Source organism: Burkholderia sp. F1 (assembly GCF_050813845.1).
Taxonomy (GTDB): Bacteria; Pseudomonadota; Gammaproteobacteria; order Burkholderiales; family Burkholderiaceae; genus Burkholderia; species Burkholderia ubonensis.
Map to the genome: position 1 here is coordinate 645737 of NZ_CP172422.1, position 14351 is coordinate 660087.

The window sequence follows — 14351 nt, forward strand, 5'->3', positions numbered from 1 at the left end:
GCGGTATCCGGCGGGACGGTGGTGACGCTGCGTTGTGGCGCGCTGCCTTGAGGTCCCGGCACGCGCCGCGAGGGCGGGCGTCCGGCGGCGCACGAATGGCGCTGCGGGCACGCGTTGCAACGGCATGCGCGGCTGCGGCGCGGTCGACGCGGGACGCGCACGGCAGACTCTACGGAAGCCCGCGCGCGCGCGGTAGTGCCGGAACGTGAAACTCTCTGTTCGGCCGCGGGAAACGCGGCGCGCGCTCCGTCACGCGGAGGCCGCCTGCAGCGCCTCCGCCGGCTGCGCGTCGTCCGCGAGCGTGGCCCACGGCCGGTCGAGCAGCGCGATCCGCGCATGTTCGATGAACGCCTTCAGCTTGTTGCTGGCGAACGGATTGCGCGGATAGACGGCATAAATTATTTCTTCCTGCGGCGTCTCGTCCGGCAGCAGCCGCACGAGCCGGCCGTCGCGCAACGCGGGGTCGGCGACGTAGGCGGGCAGCATCGCGATGCCGATCCCGTGCAGCGCGGCATCGCGCAGGGTCTCGCTGTTGTTCGCGAGGAACGCGCTGGCCGGACAGATCGTCTGCGGCTTGGCCGGCCCGTTCGGTGATTCGAACGACCACGTCTGCGACGGCGACGCATGCGTGTAGTTCAGGCACCGGTGTTCGAGCAGCTGGTCGATGGAATGCGGGCGGCCGTGGCGTTCGAGATAGCACGGGCTGCACACGACGACGCGCTCGCACGCGGCGATCCGGCGCGCGATCAGCGCGCTGTCCTGCAGGCGGGCGGAGCGGATCGCGACGTCGAAGCGCTCGGCCTCGATGCTGACGATGCGGTCGTCCGTCTCGAGCGTGACGCGCAGGTGCGGATGGGCGGCGGCGAACTGCGCGATCGCGGGGCCGAGCCACAGCCGCGTGAGGCTGACCGGCGCCGTGATGCGCAGCTCGCCGCACAGGCCGTGCGATTGCTCGGCGATTTCCTCCGCGACGTCGATGAGGCGCCGCATCGATTCCGACGCGGCTTCATAAAAGATCATGCCGGCATCGGTCGGCACGACGTTGCGCGTGGAGCGCATCAGCAGTTGCACGCCGAGCGTGCGCTCGAGATCGCTGATGCGCTTGCTGACGACCGATTTGGACAGGCCGAGCCGCCGCGCCGATTCGGTGATGCTCTGTCGTTCGACGGCGAGAAGGAAGGCTTGGATGTCGTCGTTGTTCAGGGATTTCATGATGCGATCTCGCTGGGTGTCGTGTGCCTGGCATGCCGCTTTCGTGCCGCCGGCGGACGGTCACGTCGGCCGGGTCACGGGGCGCCGCGTTTCCTCGGGTGACGGGGAAGTGGTTGTTTCAGACTAGGGCGCTTGCGTGGTTTGTCGAGACGATTTCTCGCGCCGTCGCGCGCCGCCGGCAGCGACGGCGCGCCGCGTATGAGTACGAGCGTCGACGGCGCGAGCGATTCGATGTGCGCGGTCGTTCCGGCGCGTGCGAGCACGACGAGGTGCGATGCGGGCACTTCCTGGTCGCCATTGATCAGCAGGCGGCCGCGCAACACCGCGATCGCCAGCGGCGCATTCGCTGCGGATCGCACGGGAACCGCGGCGCGCGACGGCAGCTCGAGCTCCCACACGTCGACGCGCGCGGGCGCCGGCACGGGGCCGATGCGTCCGCGATGGCTGCCGGCGATCACGCGGATCTCGCCCGCGCCAGGCAATGCCACCGCGGGCGCGTGTTCGGCGTGCAGCACGCGGCTGCCGTGCGGTGCGACGTCGATCGCGCGGGCGTCGTCGACGGCCAGCCGCACGATCTCGGCAGGTGGGGTGGCGAGCCGCGCATCGTCTGATGATTGCACGCGCACCGCGTGCGCCGCCGGGTGCGGATCGCGATCGGCATCGCCCGGCGCGGTCGACGGGCAACGATGCAGGATCGACACGGTTGCGCCGGCGCCGTCGTCCGGTTCGGGAGCGGTTGCCGGCGCGTCGTACGGCGCGCGCACCTGCGTCACGTGGTCGAGCCGCGTGAACGGGCGCAGATAGCGGCCGAGCGTGCGTTCCGAGAAGAACGTGCGCACGACCTGCCCCGCCGTGTCGCGGTGGGGAAGGGCGCAACTGAATACGCCGAGCACGTGCTTGATCATCGTCGCCTCGCAAATGGATCTCGATCGGACGACGTAAGCGTAGGGCAACCCCTTTTGCGCCGGTAGACCGCGCAGGCTATCCTCAGTGTCTCATTCATGGAACGATGAACGGCGTCGATGCAGGATCTCAACGATCTCTATTTCTTTGTGCAAGTGGTTGAATACAAAGGGTTTGCGCCTGCCGGGCGGGTGCTTGGCGTGCCGAAGTCGACGTTGAGCCGGCGGATTGCCGCGCTCGAGAAGCAGCTCGGCGTGCGCCTCGTGCACCGGTCCACGCGGCAGTTCTCGATCACCGAAATCGGTCAGCGCTACTACACGCATTGCAAGGCGATGCTCGTCGAGGCCGAGGCCGCGCAGCAGGCGATCGACCAGATGCGCGCGGAGCCGCAGGGCGTGGTCCGGCTCACGTGCCCCGTGGCGATCCTGCATGCGCGCGTCGGCGCGATGCTCGCGGCGTACCTTGCCCGCACGCCGCGCGTGACGATTCATCTGGAGGCGACCAATCGCGTCGTCGACGTGGTGGGCGAAGGCATCGACGTCGCGATCCGGGTGCGGCCGCCGCCGCTGAAGGACAGCGACCTCGTGATGCGCGTGCTCGGCGAGCGGGCGTGGTGTCTCGTCGCGAGTCCGTCGCTTGTGCGGCAGGTCGGCGAAGCCGCGACGCCGGCCGATCTCGCGGCGTGGCCGAGCCTCGATTTCGGGCCGGCGCAGTCGCAGCACGCGTGGCAGCTCGACGGGCCGGACGGCGTGCAGGTGACGATCCACCACACGCCGCGGTTCGTCACCGACGACATGACTGCGTTGCGCCAGGCGGCAGTCGCCGGCGCGGGTGTCGTTCAGCTTCCCGTGATGATGATGACCGACGAGTTGCGGCGCGGCGAGCTCGTGCGGGTGTTGCCCGGCTGGTTGCCGAAGAGCGGGGTCATTCACGCGGTGTTTCCGTCCCGCCGCGGGCTGCTGCCGTCGGTGCGGTCGTTGCTGGATTTCCTCGCCGAGCGCTTTGCGGAGGTCGACGAGGCGTAGTCGCAGGGCTTAGCCGTTGGCGATCGCGTCGAAGCGCTGCGCGAGAAAGTCGAGCAGCAGCCGGACCGCATGCGGCATGCCCTTTCGGGTCGGAAACAGCGCGTGGATCATGTCGCGCTGCAGTGACCAGTGCGGCAGCACCCGGACGAGACTGCCGCCGTCGAGCGCGTCGCGCGCGACCATCAACGGCAACTGGACGACGCCGATGCCGGCGACCGCCGCGCGGCGCAGCGTGAGCAGGTCGGTCGTGACGAAGCGCGGCCGATGCCGCACGAGCGTCTCCGTGCCGTTCGGGCCGACGAGCGTCCACGCGTGCCCGGTGACGGGCGGGCCGAAGCCCATGCTCGGCCACGGCTGCAGGTCGGCCGGGACGCGCGGCTGCCCCAGCCGGTCGAGCAGCGCGGGGCTCGCGACGAGCAGCTGGGTCGAATGGCCGAGCACGCGGACGACGAGGTCGGGGCTGTCCCACGGCTGCGGGCGCGCATAAAGCGCGAGGTCCAGTCTTTCGCGGACGACGTCGACTCGCCGGTTCATCCCGACGAGCTCGATGTCGATGTCCGGGTATTGCGCGGCGAACGCGACGAGCATCGCGCCGACATGCGCGTGCAGCAGCGCGATCGGGCACGACACGCGGATCGTGCCGCACGCGTGCGTGCGCGCGGTCTTGACCAGCGCCTGCGCGGCGTCGGCATTCTCCAGCATCGACTTGCATCGCGCGTAGTAGGCGGCGCCGATCTCGGTGACGGCGAAGGTCCGCGTCGAGCGCCGGATCAGCGTGACGCCGAGCCGCTTCTCGAGCAGCGCGATGCGGCGGCTCAGGCGCGAGCGCGGCAGGCGCAGCGCGCGCCCGGCCTGCGCGAAGCCGCCGTATTCGACGACCTGGACGAAATAGTAGAGGTCGTTCAGGTCGTAGCCGAGCGCGGGCGCAACCGTACGGGACGAAAGGCGTGACAACGGGGACGTGCGGCTGCTCTCTGTCATGAACGGTGCGGTCGTGGGCGCACGCCGCAATCGCACGGCGCCGGAGGATGTGCGCCGCGCGATGCGTGGTCGCGGCGGCGCGTGATTCACGGATGGAGGGCGAGGCGGCCGGGGTCGGTGGCCTGATTCGTCAGCTTATGCGATCCGCGACGGATTGCGTAGCCGGCGCGCATCGAACATTGTGTTCTCGCCGGGCGAACGGCGGGTGAGTAACAATATCGACTGATACGCGCGTCGATTGGTTGGTATTGCGAATCAATTATCGAGGGCAATTTCGAAGGTGGCGCGGCTGACAGGATTCGTCGGTGACGTCGTGTGCGACAAGTGCCGCGCAGCAGCGTGCGATCAGGAACGGCCGATCGATCCCTCGTAAGAAAGCGGCGATCTCGGTCAAACGATTCGTAACGCCAACAGGATATGCATGAACATTTGGCAGAGTTGTGCGGTTGCCGCACTGGCGTCGCTATGTGGGCCCGGCGCGCACGCGCAAAGCAGCATCACGTTGTTCGGCCTGCTCGACGCAGGCGTGAGCTACGTCAGCAACGAAGGCGGGCACGGCAATGCGAAATTCGACGACGGCATCTATACGCCAAGCATGGTTGGCTTGCGCGGCAGCGAGGACATCGGCGGCGGAACGCGGGTCATTTTCCAGCTGGTGAACCAGTTCGCGTTCGGCAACGGGGCGATCATCGGCAACGGGCTCTTTGCGCGCACCGCTTACGTCGGCATGCAGAACGACCGGTTCGGCACGTTGACGCTCGGCAACCAGTACGAGTTCATGGCCGACACGCTGTTCTTCAGCGGCATTGACGCCGCCGGGGACGTCGGCGGACTCTACAACCTGCGCAACGGGCCGTTCCAGAAGCTTGCGCTGCCCGGCAATCCGACCGGTGCGTTCGACTGGGACCGGATGGCGGGCAGCCAGCGCGTCGCGAATTCCGTCAAGTACGTGAGCCCCGTCGTCGACGGACTGAAGGCGGGGGCGCTTTACGCATTCGGTGGCGTCCCGGGGTCCATCGGCGCCGGCAATACGGTGAGCGTGAGTCTCGACTACGAGGCCGGGCCGTTTGGCGCTGCCGCGGCGTACACCAACCAGAAGTATGGCGCGCAGCCGGGATCGGCTGCGACGAGCGTGCGCAACTGGGGCGCGGGCGCGCGCTACCAGCTCGGCCAGGTGAAAGCGAGCGCGCTTTTCACGACGGTGCGCAACGCCGCCAACGGCGGCGCGGCATGGATGAGCGAACTCGGCGGCGTCTGGCAATTGACCGGCCCGATCCGGATCGGCGCCGACTACATGTACATGAAGGGTAACGCGGTGCTCGACGACAACCATGCGCACCAGGTCACCGCGACGCTCCAGTATTCGCTGTCGAGGCGGACGATGGTGTACGCAAGTGGCGTGTGGCAGCGCGCAAGCAGCGGCGCACACGCGCAGATCAACGGCGTGATGGACCCGGACGGCGCGTCCTCCGGCGCGAACCAGGCGATTGCCCGCGTCGGCATCCATACGATTTTCTGACCGCCTCCGCGAGACGGAGAACGACGTTCAAGGCCAGGGGACAGACATCGTGAAGGCATCGTGGCGCCCGATGCAATGCCGGAAGCGGGAATGACCCGATATTGGCGATGGTTCGCGGTCGATATACTGCGCGACGTTGGGGTCTGGAATCTCGCCATCCTGCCCGCGAAGCGCCAGGAAGACACGACAACGATCAGGGCAGCGATCGTCGGAGGGAGCGATGAACAATCGACGCGCTGCGGCAGTGTCTCCGGGAACCCGAACGCCACGGGCGCGCGCGCAATCGAGCGCGACGCCGCGCGGCCGGATTGACGCCGACCGCGAATCCGCTCGTCGGCAAGCCGCGGATGACGCGCGCACGCGACGGTTTCACACGCTGCGCGGCACGGAAAATCGTCAGGCCCGTCACGGAAAAGATCATCGATGATCGACAACGGGCGGCACGGCCGGTGGCGTGGCGATGCCCGGGCGGGTCGGGCACCGCCGGTACGCGCGTATGGCGTGCTGGGCGCATTGCTCGTTGCGGCGCCCTGCGCGTGGGCGCAGGGTTCGGTGACGCTGTACGGTCTGCTCGACACCAGTATCGAGGTCACGAATCCGGGGGGCGGGTGGGTGCCGCGGATGGATTCCGGCGCCTATCGCGGATCGCGGGTCGGCCTGCGGGGCCGCGAGCCGATCGGCGGCGGCACGAGCATCCTGTTCGCGCTCGAGAGCGGTTTCAGCACGGCCGACGGCACGCTGTCGACGGCGGGCATGCTGTTCAGCCGCCAGGCGTGGATCGGCATGGGCGGCCCGTGGGGCGAAGTGCGGGTGGGGCGGCAATATTCGCCGATCTATATCCCGTTCAAAGGATCGATCGACGCGTTTGGCGCCGGCACGATCGCGTCCGGTCTGAACAACCTGTCGAAGATCACGCCGTACGTGAGCGATGCGATCACGTATCTGTCGCCGACGATCGCGGGATTCGACGCGACCGTGATGATGGCGCTGCGCGCGCCGGACGACAAGGACGGCAACGGGCTCGCCGGCAACTTCGAGACGGTGGCTTACCGGTACGGGCCGTTCCGGATCGCATACGCGCACCAGCAGACGCACGGCAGCGGCGCGCTGCGCGCGAACCTCGGCGGCATATCGTATGACGTTGGCAAGGCAACGTTGTTTGCGGACTGGTTCAATGGATCGGGCGGCGGCAAGCCGGCCTATCTCGACGACGGCATTGCCGTCTCGCTGCGCTATGCGTTCGCGACGAATTTCGATGCGTCGCTCGGCTATGCGTATGTGCGCGACCGTTCGTCGGCGCGCAACAATGCCGATCAGTTCAGCGCGATGTGCGAGTACAGCCTCTCGAAGACGCTGCAGCTCTATGCAAGCGCGGGCTGGCTGCGCAATCGCAACCAGGCGACGTTCACGCTGCGCGGCGTCAATGTGACGGGACTGCCGCCGACATCGCCCGGCGCGCCGGTGCGCGGCGCGCAGCTCGGCATGATCGACCGCTTCTAGGCAGCACGATCGATACGCGCAGAGGCGTCGCATTCGTCGTCGCCATGCATCGTCTTGCGATCCTTGTAATTGGGCAAGGTGCTCCCTATGCTTTTACCGAAATTCGTCTCTGCATCGAACTCGCCGTGGACGCCGTGAAGGGCGGATGCCGGGCATCCGCTGTCCATCGAAAGATCGGCCAGGCGGGGCTTTTTCTTCGGGAGGCCGGCCGGGCGCCGGCCAGGCAATCAACCGTCTCACGGAGGGGGAAAATGCTAAGCGAGTTCAGCAGAAAGGACGCTTGTCGGCCGTCGTCGCCGCGCTGGCGGAATCTCGCCGCCGTGGCGCTGGCGGGCGGCGTCGTGGCCGCCGGTCAGGCCGCGGCACAAAGCGCAGGGGATTGGCCGATGGCCGGGCAGAACGTCCATAACACCCGCAGCGCGCCGGGCGAGCGCGCGATCGGGGTGGACAGCGTCGCGAAGCTGGCGCCGCGCTGGACGCTCGACACGGACGGCAATGTCTCCGCCACGCCGACGGTGGTCGACGGGGTCGTCTACGTTCCCGACTTCGGCGGCACGTTGTGGGCCGTCGATGCCGCGAGCGGGCAGGTGAAGTGGCGCAAGAAGGTCAGCGACTACACCGGGATTCCGAATGACGCGTCGCGCACCAGCCCTGCGTATTGGAACGGCACGCTGGTGATCGGACAGGGCACGCAGGTTGCGGTCAATCCGACCGGCGCCTACGTGCTGGGCATCAAGGCCGCGGACGGGGCGCCGCTGTGGCGCACGCAGGTCGAGACCGAACCGACCGCCATCATCACCAGTTCGCCCGTCATCGACGATGGCGTCGTCTACGTCGGGGTATCGTCGCGGGCCGAAGCGCTCAAGGACGTTCCCAGGTACCGGGGCAGCGTCGCGGCGCTCGACGCGAAGACGGGCAAGCTCCTCTGGAAGACGTACATGGTGCCCGAGGGCTATACGGGCGGCTCGGTCTGGGGCAATACGCCGGTTGTCGATCGCCGGAACGGCCTCCTGTACGTGACCACCGGCAACAATTTCTCCGTTCCGACCGGCGTCTGCCGGTATCCGACGCAAAAGAAATGCAAGCCGGGGGTAGCGGCCAATCACATCGACAGCTTCGTCGCGCTCAACCTGAAGACCGGAAGGATCGCGTGGGCCACCCGCACGCTGCCTGCCGACATGTCGACGAACTACGATCACAACGATGGTCCCGACTACGACTTCGGTTCGGGGCCCAACCTGTTCACGACGACGATCGGCGGGCATGAGCGGACCCTGCTCGGCGCCGGCCAGAAGAGCGGCGTCTATTGGGCGCTCGAGCCCAGGACGGGCAAGGTCGTCTGGCATACGCAGGTCGGCCCCGGCAGCCTGCTCGGCGGCATGCTGTGGGGAACGGCCGCCGACGGCAAGCGGATCTATGTGTCGATCGGCAACCTCAATCACGAGTCGATCCCCGTCGATTCGCCGAAGGGCAAGACGACGACCACGGGCGGGATCTGGGCGGCGGTCGACGCGGCGACGGGCAAGGTCCTGTGGCGCACGGCCGATCCGCAGCAGATGATGGACACCGTCGCGATGTCCGCGGCGAACGGCGTGGTCTATGCCGGTTCGCTCGCCGGCAGCGGCGCGAACATGTATGCGCTCGATGCGGCTACCGGCGAAATCAGGTGGCGCTTCGAGAGCGGCGGCGCGGTCGTGTCCGGCGCGGCGATCGTCGATGGCACGGTGTACTGGGGGAGCGGCTATCACACGAAGGTGCTCGGGCTGCCTTATGCCGGCGACAACCACAAGCTCTTTGCATTTGCCATAGCGAAACAGTGAGCCGGATGGTTGAGGGCCGGGTTCGCAATGGCTGAATCCTGTATCAAGCGGGATTCAGCCTTTTTGATTGGAGCGTGGGTCGGCGCAGCGGGACCACCCGTTTGTCAGGCGATACGGGACAGCTCGAAGACTTCGGCTCGTTCGATCTATCGCGTCGACACGGAAAATACCGGCGTCGACTTGATGGAGCGCGTCGTGCCCGCGGCATGACTTTCCGATGACTTCTGGTGACGCGGCATCCCGCGTTGTACGAACATTATGATCGACCCCACCAGGCGGTTACGGATGAATGGCCAACTGACCCGGACCGGCCGCGATCAGGAGCGTGAACCCGCCGATGATGCTGATGTGCTCCAGAAAGCCGGTCAGCATCAGCGTGCGCTGATTGCCCTGCTGATTCCAGAAGTCGTAAAACACGGCGGCCGTCGCCAACGTGAAGGCGGCCAGCAGGAGCGACGCGATCGTCGTATGGAATCCGGCCATGATGGCTCCGCCGCACGCCAGTTGAACCGCGATCGTGCTCGCCAGCGCAAGCTTCGGCAGCGGCAGGTTCCTTGCCTGGACTTCTTCGAGGCCGTGCTTGAAAAACAGGAGCTTGTTGATGCCGCTCAGCACATACATCAATGCGATGAACAGGCGTCCTGCGAACAGGAGGTAGTCGTTCATGATGTGTCTTGACTGAAGAAGACGCCATTTCGACGGGAGGTCCGGCGCGCTGCGGCGCCGGACCTCGGGCGAACGCCGCGCATCGGATGCGCGGCGCGCGCGGAACGCGTCAGCTCTTGTCGTACGAGAACTGGATGCCGGCCGTGCCGCCCGTCTCGATGAACAGGTTGATGAACGCGGGCACGGTCTCGCTGCGCGCCCAGTCGCGTTGCAGTTCGCAGAACAGCTGCGCGACGCTGATCAGCTGGCCGCCGGCCTGCTCGATGCGGCGCAGCGCGGCTTCGTGCGCGGCGACCGACGTGCCGCCGACCGCGTCGGTCACCACGTAGACCTCGTAGCCGGCCTTCAGCGCGTCGAGCGCCGGGAACGTCAGGCACGCTTCCGTCCAGAGCGCGGTCATGATCAGTTTCTTGCGGCCGGTCGCCTCGACCGCCTTGCGGAACTCGACGTCTTCCCACGAGTTGATCGACGTGCGGTCATAGGTCGGATAGTCGCCGAGCGCCGCGCGCAGTTGCGGAATCGGCGGCTTGTTCAGGCCCGTCTTCACGTTCACGGTCGAGTGCACGATCGGGAGCTTGTACGCGACCGCGGCCTTCGACGCGCCGACGATGTTGTTGATCAGCAGCTGGCGATCCATCGACGCGATCGAGTTCACCTGAACCGGCTGGTAGTCGATGACGATGAACGCGGCGTTCTGCGGCGTGAGCAGATGGTCGTTTGCGGGGTCGCGAATCGGTTCGCTTGCCATGGCTTTCTCCTCGTCAGGGCAGGGCGTGGAAAGGGGAGCCCCGATCGTCCGCGGCGCGCCGATGCAGGCCGCGGCGCGTAACGGTCGGGAGTGGCCGGGTATGAAGGCCGGTGCCGGCGGCGCAACGGATTCGATGCAACCGACGAGCCTGGTCAGATTAAGCGAACGCCGACGGGATGCGTAGACGGCCGGGACAGAACTCTGTGTTCTCGTTCAGCGAACGGCGCGCATGCGCAGTGCCACGATCGCGCGCAGTACCATGCGATCCATCAAGAGGATTGCTGAATTGATCGGTGAAGGCGGTGTGCCGGAGCGACGCGATCGGCGATGCGATGCCGCCCGCCCGCCCGGGACGCGAACCGGACGGACTACGCGGCGGTGCCGGTGGCGGAGGTGCCGGTCGCCGTTGGCGCCTTGCGCGCCTTGGTGCCGGCGCGGCGCGCGCCGGCGGGCGTTGCGGGCGGGGTCGCGGCTTCCAGCACGAGCCGGGTCGTGTGCGCGAAATGGTCGCGCAGCAGTGAGCACGCGAGGTCTGCGTCCCGTGCGAGCACGGCCTTCACGATGGCCGCGTGTTCGCCGCCGACGTCGCGCTCGCCCGCGTGCCGGCTGAGCAGCGACTGATGCCGATAGCGGGCGCTTTGCGTGCGCAGCGTCGCCGCAAAGTGCTTCAGCCATTTCGAGCGGCAGCCGGCCAGCAGCGTCGCGTGGAAATTGTCGTGCGCGCGCTCCCAGTCGGGATTCATCCGCGGCGGCTCGCCGGTCACGGCCGGCAGGCTGTTGACCAGATGGAACGCCGCCAGCACCGACGCTTCCCATTCGAGATTGCCGCTCGCGATCGCGTCGCGCAGCGCTTCCGACTCGATGCTTTGCCGCACCGACGTGATGTCCTCGAGGTCGGCGCGCGACACCGGCGTGACGCGGAAGCCGCGCTGGTCCTCGGCCTCGACGAAGCCGCTCATCGCGAGCCGCGACACGGCCTCGCGCAGCGGGATCACGCCCGCCTGGTAACGGTCGGCCAGTTCCCGGATCTTCAGCTTCGAGCCCGGCGCGAGGGCGCCGCTGACGATGTCCTGAAGGATGGTGTCCGCCAGCATCGACGCCATCGTTCGCGAGCCGCCGGGCATCGGCGTGTCAAACGTCATGTCCACGAGTTTCTCCTGCAGATGGCGAAATTATATGCATAACACGGGGCCATATGCATATGTCAGGGTAAACATGCAAAGACGAAAATATATATATTTTCTAAATTTGTATCCGAAATCGCGGCCACTCCTGGCCGTGAGCCACCTGATCCGGAGATGTCATGCGCTATGTCAATTTCTCGCCCGACGGCCGCACGCGGATGCTCGGCGTACAGCAAGGGTCGACCCTCGTGCCGCTCGGCGACGTGACGCTCGAGCAGCTGCTCGCGAACGGCACGGACCTGGTCGCATTCGCGGCCGTCGCCCAATCGACCGGGCGCACGTATCACGTCGACGAGGTTACGTGGCTGCCGCCGCTGGCCCGGCCGGGCAAGATCATTTGCGTCGGCCTCAACTACGCGGACCATACGAAGGAAAGCCCGTACGAGCAGCCGTCGTATCCGACGCTGTTTCCGCGCTTCACGTCCAGCCTGATCGGCCACGGCGAGGCGATGATCCGGCCGCGCGTGTCCGACTCGCTGGATTTCGAGGGCGAACTGGCCGTCGTGCTGAAAAGCGGCGGGCGTCATGTTCCGGCGGACCGCGCGCTCGACTGCGTGGCCGGCTATTCGATCTTCAACGACGGCTCGGTGCGCGAATACCAGTTCAAATCGCCGCAATGGACGGTCGGCAAGAACTTCGACGGCACCGGCGCGTTTGGTCCGGCGCTCGTCACCGCGGACGAACTGCCGGCGGGCGGCGCGGGCCTGAAGCTGCAGACGCGGCTGAACGGGGAGGTCGTGCAGTCGGCGGATACGCGCGACATGCTGTTCGACGTGCCGACGCTGATCTCGATCATCAGCGAAGCGATCACGCTGGAAGCCGGCGACGTGATCGTCAGCGGCACGCCGGCGGGGATCGGCTGGGCGCGCGAGCCGAAGCGCCTGATGCGCGACGGCGACGTGTGCGAGGTCGAGATCGAAGGACTCGGCGTGCTGCGCAATCCGGTGCGCGACGAAGCCGCGGCGCGCTGAGCGCCCCATCCAAAGGAAACTGGAGGAGACATGAGACAGATTCGCGTTCCGGTATTCGTGGTCGGCGCAGGGCCGGCCGGACTGACGACGGCCGCGCTGCTCGCGAAGTACGGCGTCGATGTGCTGGCGATCACGCGCTACCCCGGCACCGCGCATTCGCCGCGCGCGCACGTGACGAACCAGCGCACGGTCGAGGTGTTCCGCGATCTCGGGATCGAGGCGCGCGTGCGGGCGATCGCCACGCCGAACGAGCTGATGACCAACAACGTATGGGCGACCAGCTTTGCCGGGCAGGAGATCGCGCGCCTGCAGACATGGGGCACCGGCGTCACGCGCAAGGCGGACTACGAGGCGGCCAGCCCGTCGCAGATGTGCAATGCGCCGCAGCATCTGCTCGAGCCGGTGATCCTCGAGGCGGCCCGCGAGTTCGGGGCCAACGTGCTGTTCAACACCGAGCTGCTGTCGATCCGCCAGACCGCCGATGCCGTGTATTCGCGCGTGAAGGACCGGCTGACCGGCGAGGAGTTCGAAATCGTGTCCGACTATGCGGTCGGCGCGGACGGCGCGCAGAGCGTCGTCGTCAAGGACACGGCGTTCGAGATGGAAGGCGAGATGGGGCTCGGCTGCGCGGTGAACTGCTGGCTCGAAGTCGACCTGACGCAATACTGCGCGCACCGTCCGGGCGTGCTGTACTGGATGTGCCAGCCGGGCAGCGACTACTGGGTCGGCAGCGGCACGTGGATCAGCGTGCGGCCATGGCGCGAATGGGTGCTGCTGTTCATGTACAACCCGAAGGACGGTGAACCCGATCTCGGCGAAGCGGCGGTGATCGCGCGGGCGCGCGCGACGATCGGGGATCCCGACATTCCGATCCGCGTGAAGTCCGTGTCGAAGTGGACGATCAACCGCATGTTCGCGCGCAGCATGGTGAACGGGCGCGTCGCGATCGCCGGCGACGCCGCGCATCGTCATCCGCCGGCGAACGGGCTCGGTTCGAACACGTCGGTGCAGGACGCGTTCAACCTCGCGTGGAAGCTCGCGATGATCGTCAAGGGGCAGGCGTCGCCGGCGCTGCTGCAGACGTATTCGGACGAGCGTCAGCCGGTGGCCGAGGCGATCGTCAATCGCGCGATCCGGTCGGTCGGCAACATGCTGCCGATCGCGAACGCGCTGGGATTTTCGGAAGGCCAGAGCGCGGCGGACGGCTGGGCATCGCTCGACGAGCTGTTCTCGGCCGGCGAGGTCGGCAACGCGCGGCGGCGCGCGCTCGCCGCGGCCGTCGAGCTGCAGAACCAGCAGTTCAATTGCCACGGTGTCGAACTCGGGCAGCGCTACGCATCGGCGGCCGTCGTCGGCGACGGGCAGACCTGTCCGCCACCCGCGCGCGACCCCGAGCTCTACTACCAGCCGACGACCGTGCCGGGCGCCAGCCTGCCGCATGCATGGCTCGAGCGCGACCGCGAGCGCATCTCGACGCTCGACCTCGTCGGCCACGGGCGCTTCAGCGTGCTGACCGGCGCGGGCGGGCAGCCTTGGATCGACGCGGCGAAGCGGGTCGGCGCGGCGTTCGGGATCGAGATCGATGCGGTGTCGATCGCGCATTGCGGAGCGACGCTCGACGTGTACGGCGACTGGGCCGCGCAGCGCGAGATCGACGACGACGGGTGCGTGCTCGTGCGGCCGGACCGGTTCGTCGCGTATCGGGCGCACTCGTGCGTCGACGATCCGGTCGCGGAGCTGACCCGGGCGCTGAGCCGGATACTCGGCCGGCAGCCGGGCGCGGCGATCCGCGGCGGCGAGTGCGCGGCGGTGGCCGCGTAAC

Annotated in this window: 13 protein-coding genes; 7 read left to right on the forward strand and 6 right to left on the reverse strand. The window is 67.6% G+C overall.

Features of this window, described 5'->3' with window-relative positions; translation table 11 throughout:
* Positions 1 to 249 precede the first annotated feature (249 nt).
* Together ACFIMZ_RS21925 and ACFIMZ_RS21930 are read right to left on the reverse strand one after the other, a co-directional pair.
* The gene (locus ACFIMZ_RS21925; protein ID WP_431824414.1) at positions 250 to 1212 is read right to left on the reverse strand and encodes a LysR family transcriptional regulator; all 963 of its coding nucleotides are present in this window, start codon (positions 1210 to 1212) and stop codon (positions 250 to 252) included.
* Positions 1213 to 1286: 74 nt separating this feature from the next.
* Complete coding sequence (locus ACFIMZ_RS21930) at positions 1287 to 2117, reverse strand: hypothetical protein (protein ID WP_431824415.1); 831 nt, start codon at positions 2115 to 2117, stop codon at positions 1287 to 1289.
* 117 nt (positions 2118 to 2234) lie between these two features.
* Here ACFIMZ_RS21930 and ACFIMZ_RS21935 point away from each other — a divergent pair, with 117 nt between their 5' ends.
* Entirely contained in the window at positions 2235 to 3140 is a 906-nt protein-coding gene (locus ACFIMZ_RS21935; protein ID WP_431824416.1) for a LysR family transcriptional regulator, read from the forward strand.
* 9 nt (positions 3141 to 3149) lie between these two features.
* Here the strand turns inward: ACFIMZ_RS21935 and ACFIMZ_RS21940 are convergent, their stop codons facing one another.
* The gene (locus ACFIMZ_RS21940) at positions 3150 to 4121 is read right to left on the reverse strand and encodes a LysR substrate-binding domain-containing protein (protein WP_431824417.1); all 972 of its coding nucleotides are present in this window, start codon (positions 4119 to 4121) and stop codon (positions 3150 to 3152) included.
* 421 nt (positions 4122 to 4542) lie between these two features.
* Here ACFIMZ_RS21940 and ACFIMZ_RS21945 point away from each other — a divergent pair, with 421 nt between their 5' ends.
* The 4 genes from ACFIMZ_RS21945 (at position 4543) to ACFIMZ_RS21960 (ending at position 8960) form a co-directional block, all read left to right on the forward strand.
* Positions 4543 to 5640: a porin gene (locus ACFIMZ_RS21945; RefSeq protein ID WP_431824418.1), complete on the forward strand. Its 1098-nt coding sequence runs from the start codon at positions 4543 to 4545 to the stop codon at positions 5638 to 5640.
* Between the two features lie 90 nt (positions 5641 to 5730).
* Positions 5731 to 5952, forward strand: coding sequence for a hypothetical protein (locus ACFIMZ_RS21950; RefSeq protein WP_431824419.1), 222 nt, complete (start codon positions 5731 to 5733; stop codon positions 5950 to 5952).
* A 111-nt stretch (positions 5953 to 6063) separates the two neighbouring features.
* Positions 6064 to 7140, forward strand: coding sequence for a porin (locus ACFIMZ_RS21955; RefSeq protein WP_431824420.1), 1077 nt, complete (start codon positions 6064 to 6066; stop codon positions 7138 to 7140).
* Positions 7141 to 7526: 386 nt separating this feature from the next.
* The gene (locus tag ACFIMZ_RS21960; RefSeq protein WP_431824421.1) at positions 7527 to 8960 is read left to right on the forward strand and encodes a PQQ-binding-like beta-propeller repeat protein; all 1434 of its coding nucleotides are present in this window, start codon (positions 7527 to 7529) and stop codon (positions 8958 to 8960) included.
* A gap of 279 nt (positions 8961 to 9239) precedes the next feature.
* Here the strand turns inward: ACFIMZ_RS21960 and ACFIMZ_RS21965 are convergent, their stop codons facing one another.
* The 3 genes from ACFIMZ_RS21965 to ACFIMZ_RS21975 all read right to left on the reverse strand — a co-directional run bounded on the left by ACFIMZ_RS21965 (position 9240) and on the right by ACFIMZ_RS21975 (position 11516).
* Entirely contained in the window at positions 9240 to 9626 is a 387-nt protein-coding gene (locus ACFIMZ_RS21965) for a DoxX family protein (RefSeq protein ID WP_431824422.1), read from the reverse strand.
* Positions 9627 to 9735: 109 nt separating this feature from the next.
* A complete protein-coding gene (locus ACFIMZ_RS21970) occupies positions 9736 to 10374 on the reverse strand; it encodes a hydrolase (RefSeq protein ID WP_431824423.1) in 639 nt (212 codons plus the stop codon).
* Between the two features lie 368 nt (positions 10375 to 10742).
* On the reverse strand, positions 10743 to 11516 hold the full coding sequence (locus ACFIMZ_RS21975) for a GntR family transcriptional regulator (protein ID WP_431825335.1): 774 nt from the start codon (positions 11514 to 11516) through the stop codon (positions 10743 to 10745).
* Positions 11517 to 11677: 161 nt separating this feature from the next.
* Here ACFIMZ_RS21975 and ACFIMZ_RS21980 point away from each other — a divergent pair, with 161 nt between their 5' ends.
* Complete coding sequence (locus tag ACFIMZ_RS21980; protein WP_431824424.1) at positions 11678 to 12529, forward strand: fumarylacetoacetate hydrolase family protein; 852 nt, start codon at positions 11678 to 11680, stop codon at positions 12527 to 12529.
* A gap of 30 nt (positions 12530 to 12559) precedes the next feature.
* Complete coding sequence (locus ACFIMZ_RS21985; protein WP_431824425.1) at positions 12560 to 14350, forward strand: FAD-dependent monooxygenase; 1791 nt, start codon at positions 12560 to 12562, stop codon at positions 14348 to 14350.
* Position 14351: the final 1 nt, after the last annotated feature.

What these genes read in the sequence shown, in the direction of transcription:
- ACFIMZ_RS21925 (WP_431824414.1), bottom strand. Translation starts at nt 1,212, where the DNA reads ATGAAATCCCTGAACAACGACGACATCCAAGCCTTCCTTCTCGCCGTC.
- ACFIMZ_RS21930 (WP_431824415.1), bottom strand. Translation starts at nt 2,117, where the DNA reads ATGATCAAGCACGTGCTCGGCGTATTCAGTTGCGCCCTTCCCCACCGC.
- ACFIMZ_RS21935 (WP_431824416.1), top strand. Translation starts at nt 2,235, where the DNA reads ATGCAGGATCTCAACGATCTCTATTTCTTTGTGCAAGTGGTTGAATAC.
- ACFIMZ_RS21940 (WP_431824417.1), bottom strand. Translation starts at nt 4,121, where the DNA reads ATGACAGAGAGCAGCCGCACGTCCCCGTTGTCACGCCTTTCGTCCCGT.
- ACFIMZ_RS21945 (WP_431824418.1), top strand. Translation starts at nt 4,543, where the DNA reads ATGAACATTTGGCAGAGTTGTGCGGTTGCCGCACTGGCGTCGCTATGT.
- ACFIMZ_RS21950 (WP_431824419.1), top strand. Translation starts at nt 5,731, where the DNA reads ATGACCCGATATTGGCGATGGTTCGCGGTCGATATACTGCGCGACGTT.
- ACFIMZ_RS21955 (WP_431824420.1), top strand. Translation starts at nt 6,064, where the DNA reads ATGATCGACAACGGGCGGCACGGCCGGTGGCGTGGCGATGCCCGGGCG.
- ACFIMZ_RS21960 (WP_431824421.1), top strand. Translation starts at nt 7,527, where the DNA reads ATGGCCGGGCAGAACGTCCATAACACCCGCAGCGCGCCGGGCGAGCGC.
- ACFIMZ_RS21965 (WP_431824422.1), bottom strand. Translation starts at nt 9,626, where the DNA reads ATGAACGACTACCTCCTGTTCGCAGGACGCCTGTTCATCGCATTGATG.
- ACFIMZ_RS21970 (WP_431824423.1), bottom strand. Translation starts at nt 10,374, where the DNA reads ATGGCAAGCGAACCGATTCGCGACCCCGCAAACGACCATCTGCTCACG.
- ACFIMZ_RS21975 (WP_431825335.1), bottom strand. Translation starts at nt 11,516, where the DNA reads ATGACGTTTGACACGCCGATGCCCGGCGGCTCGCGAACGATGGCGTCG.
- ACFIMZ_RS21980 (WP_431824424.1), top strand. Translation starts at nt 11,678, where the DNA reads ATGCGCTATGTCAATTTCTCGCCCGACGGCCGCACGCGGATGCTCGGC.
- ACFIMZ_RS21985 (WP_431824425.1), top strand. Translation starts at nt 12,560, where the DNA reads ATGAGACAGATTCGCGTTCCGGTATTCGTGGTCGGCGCAGGGCCGGCC.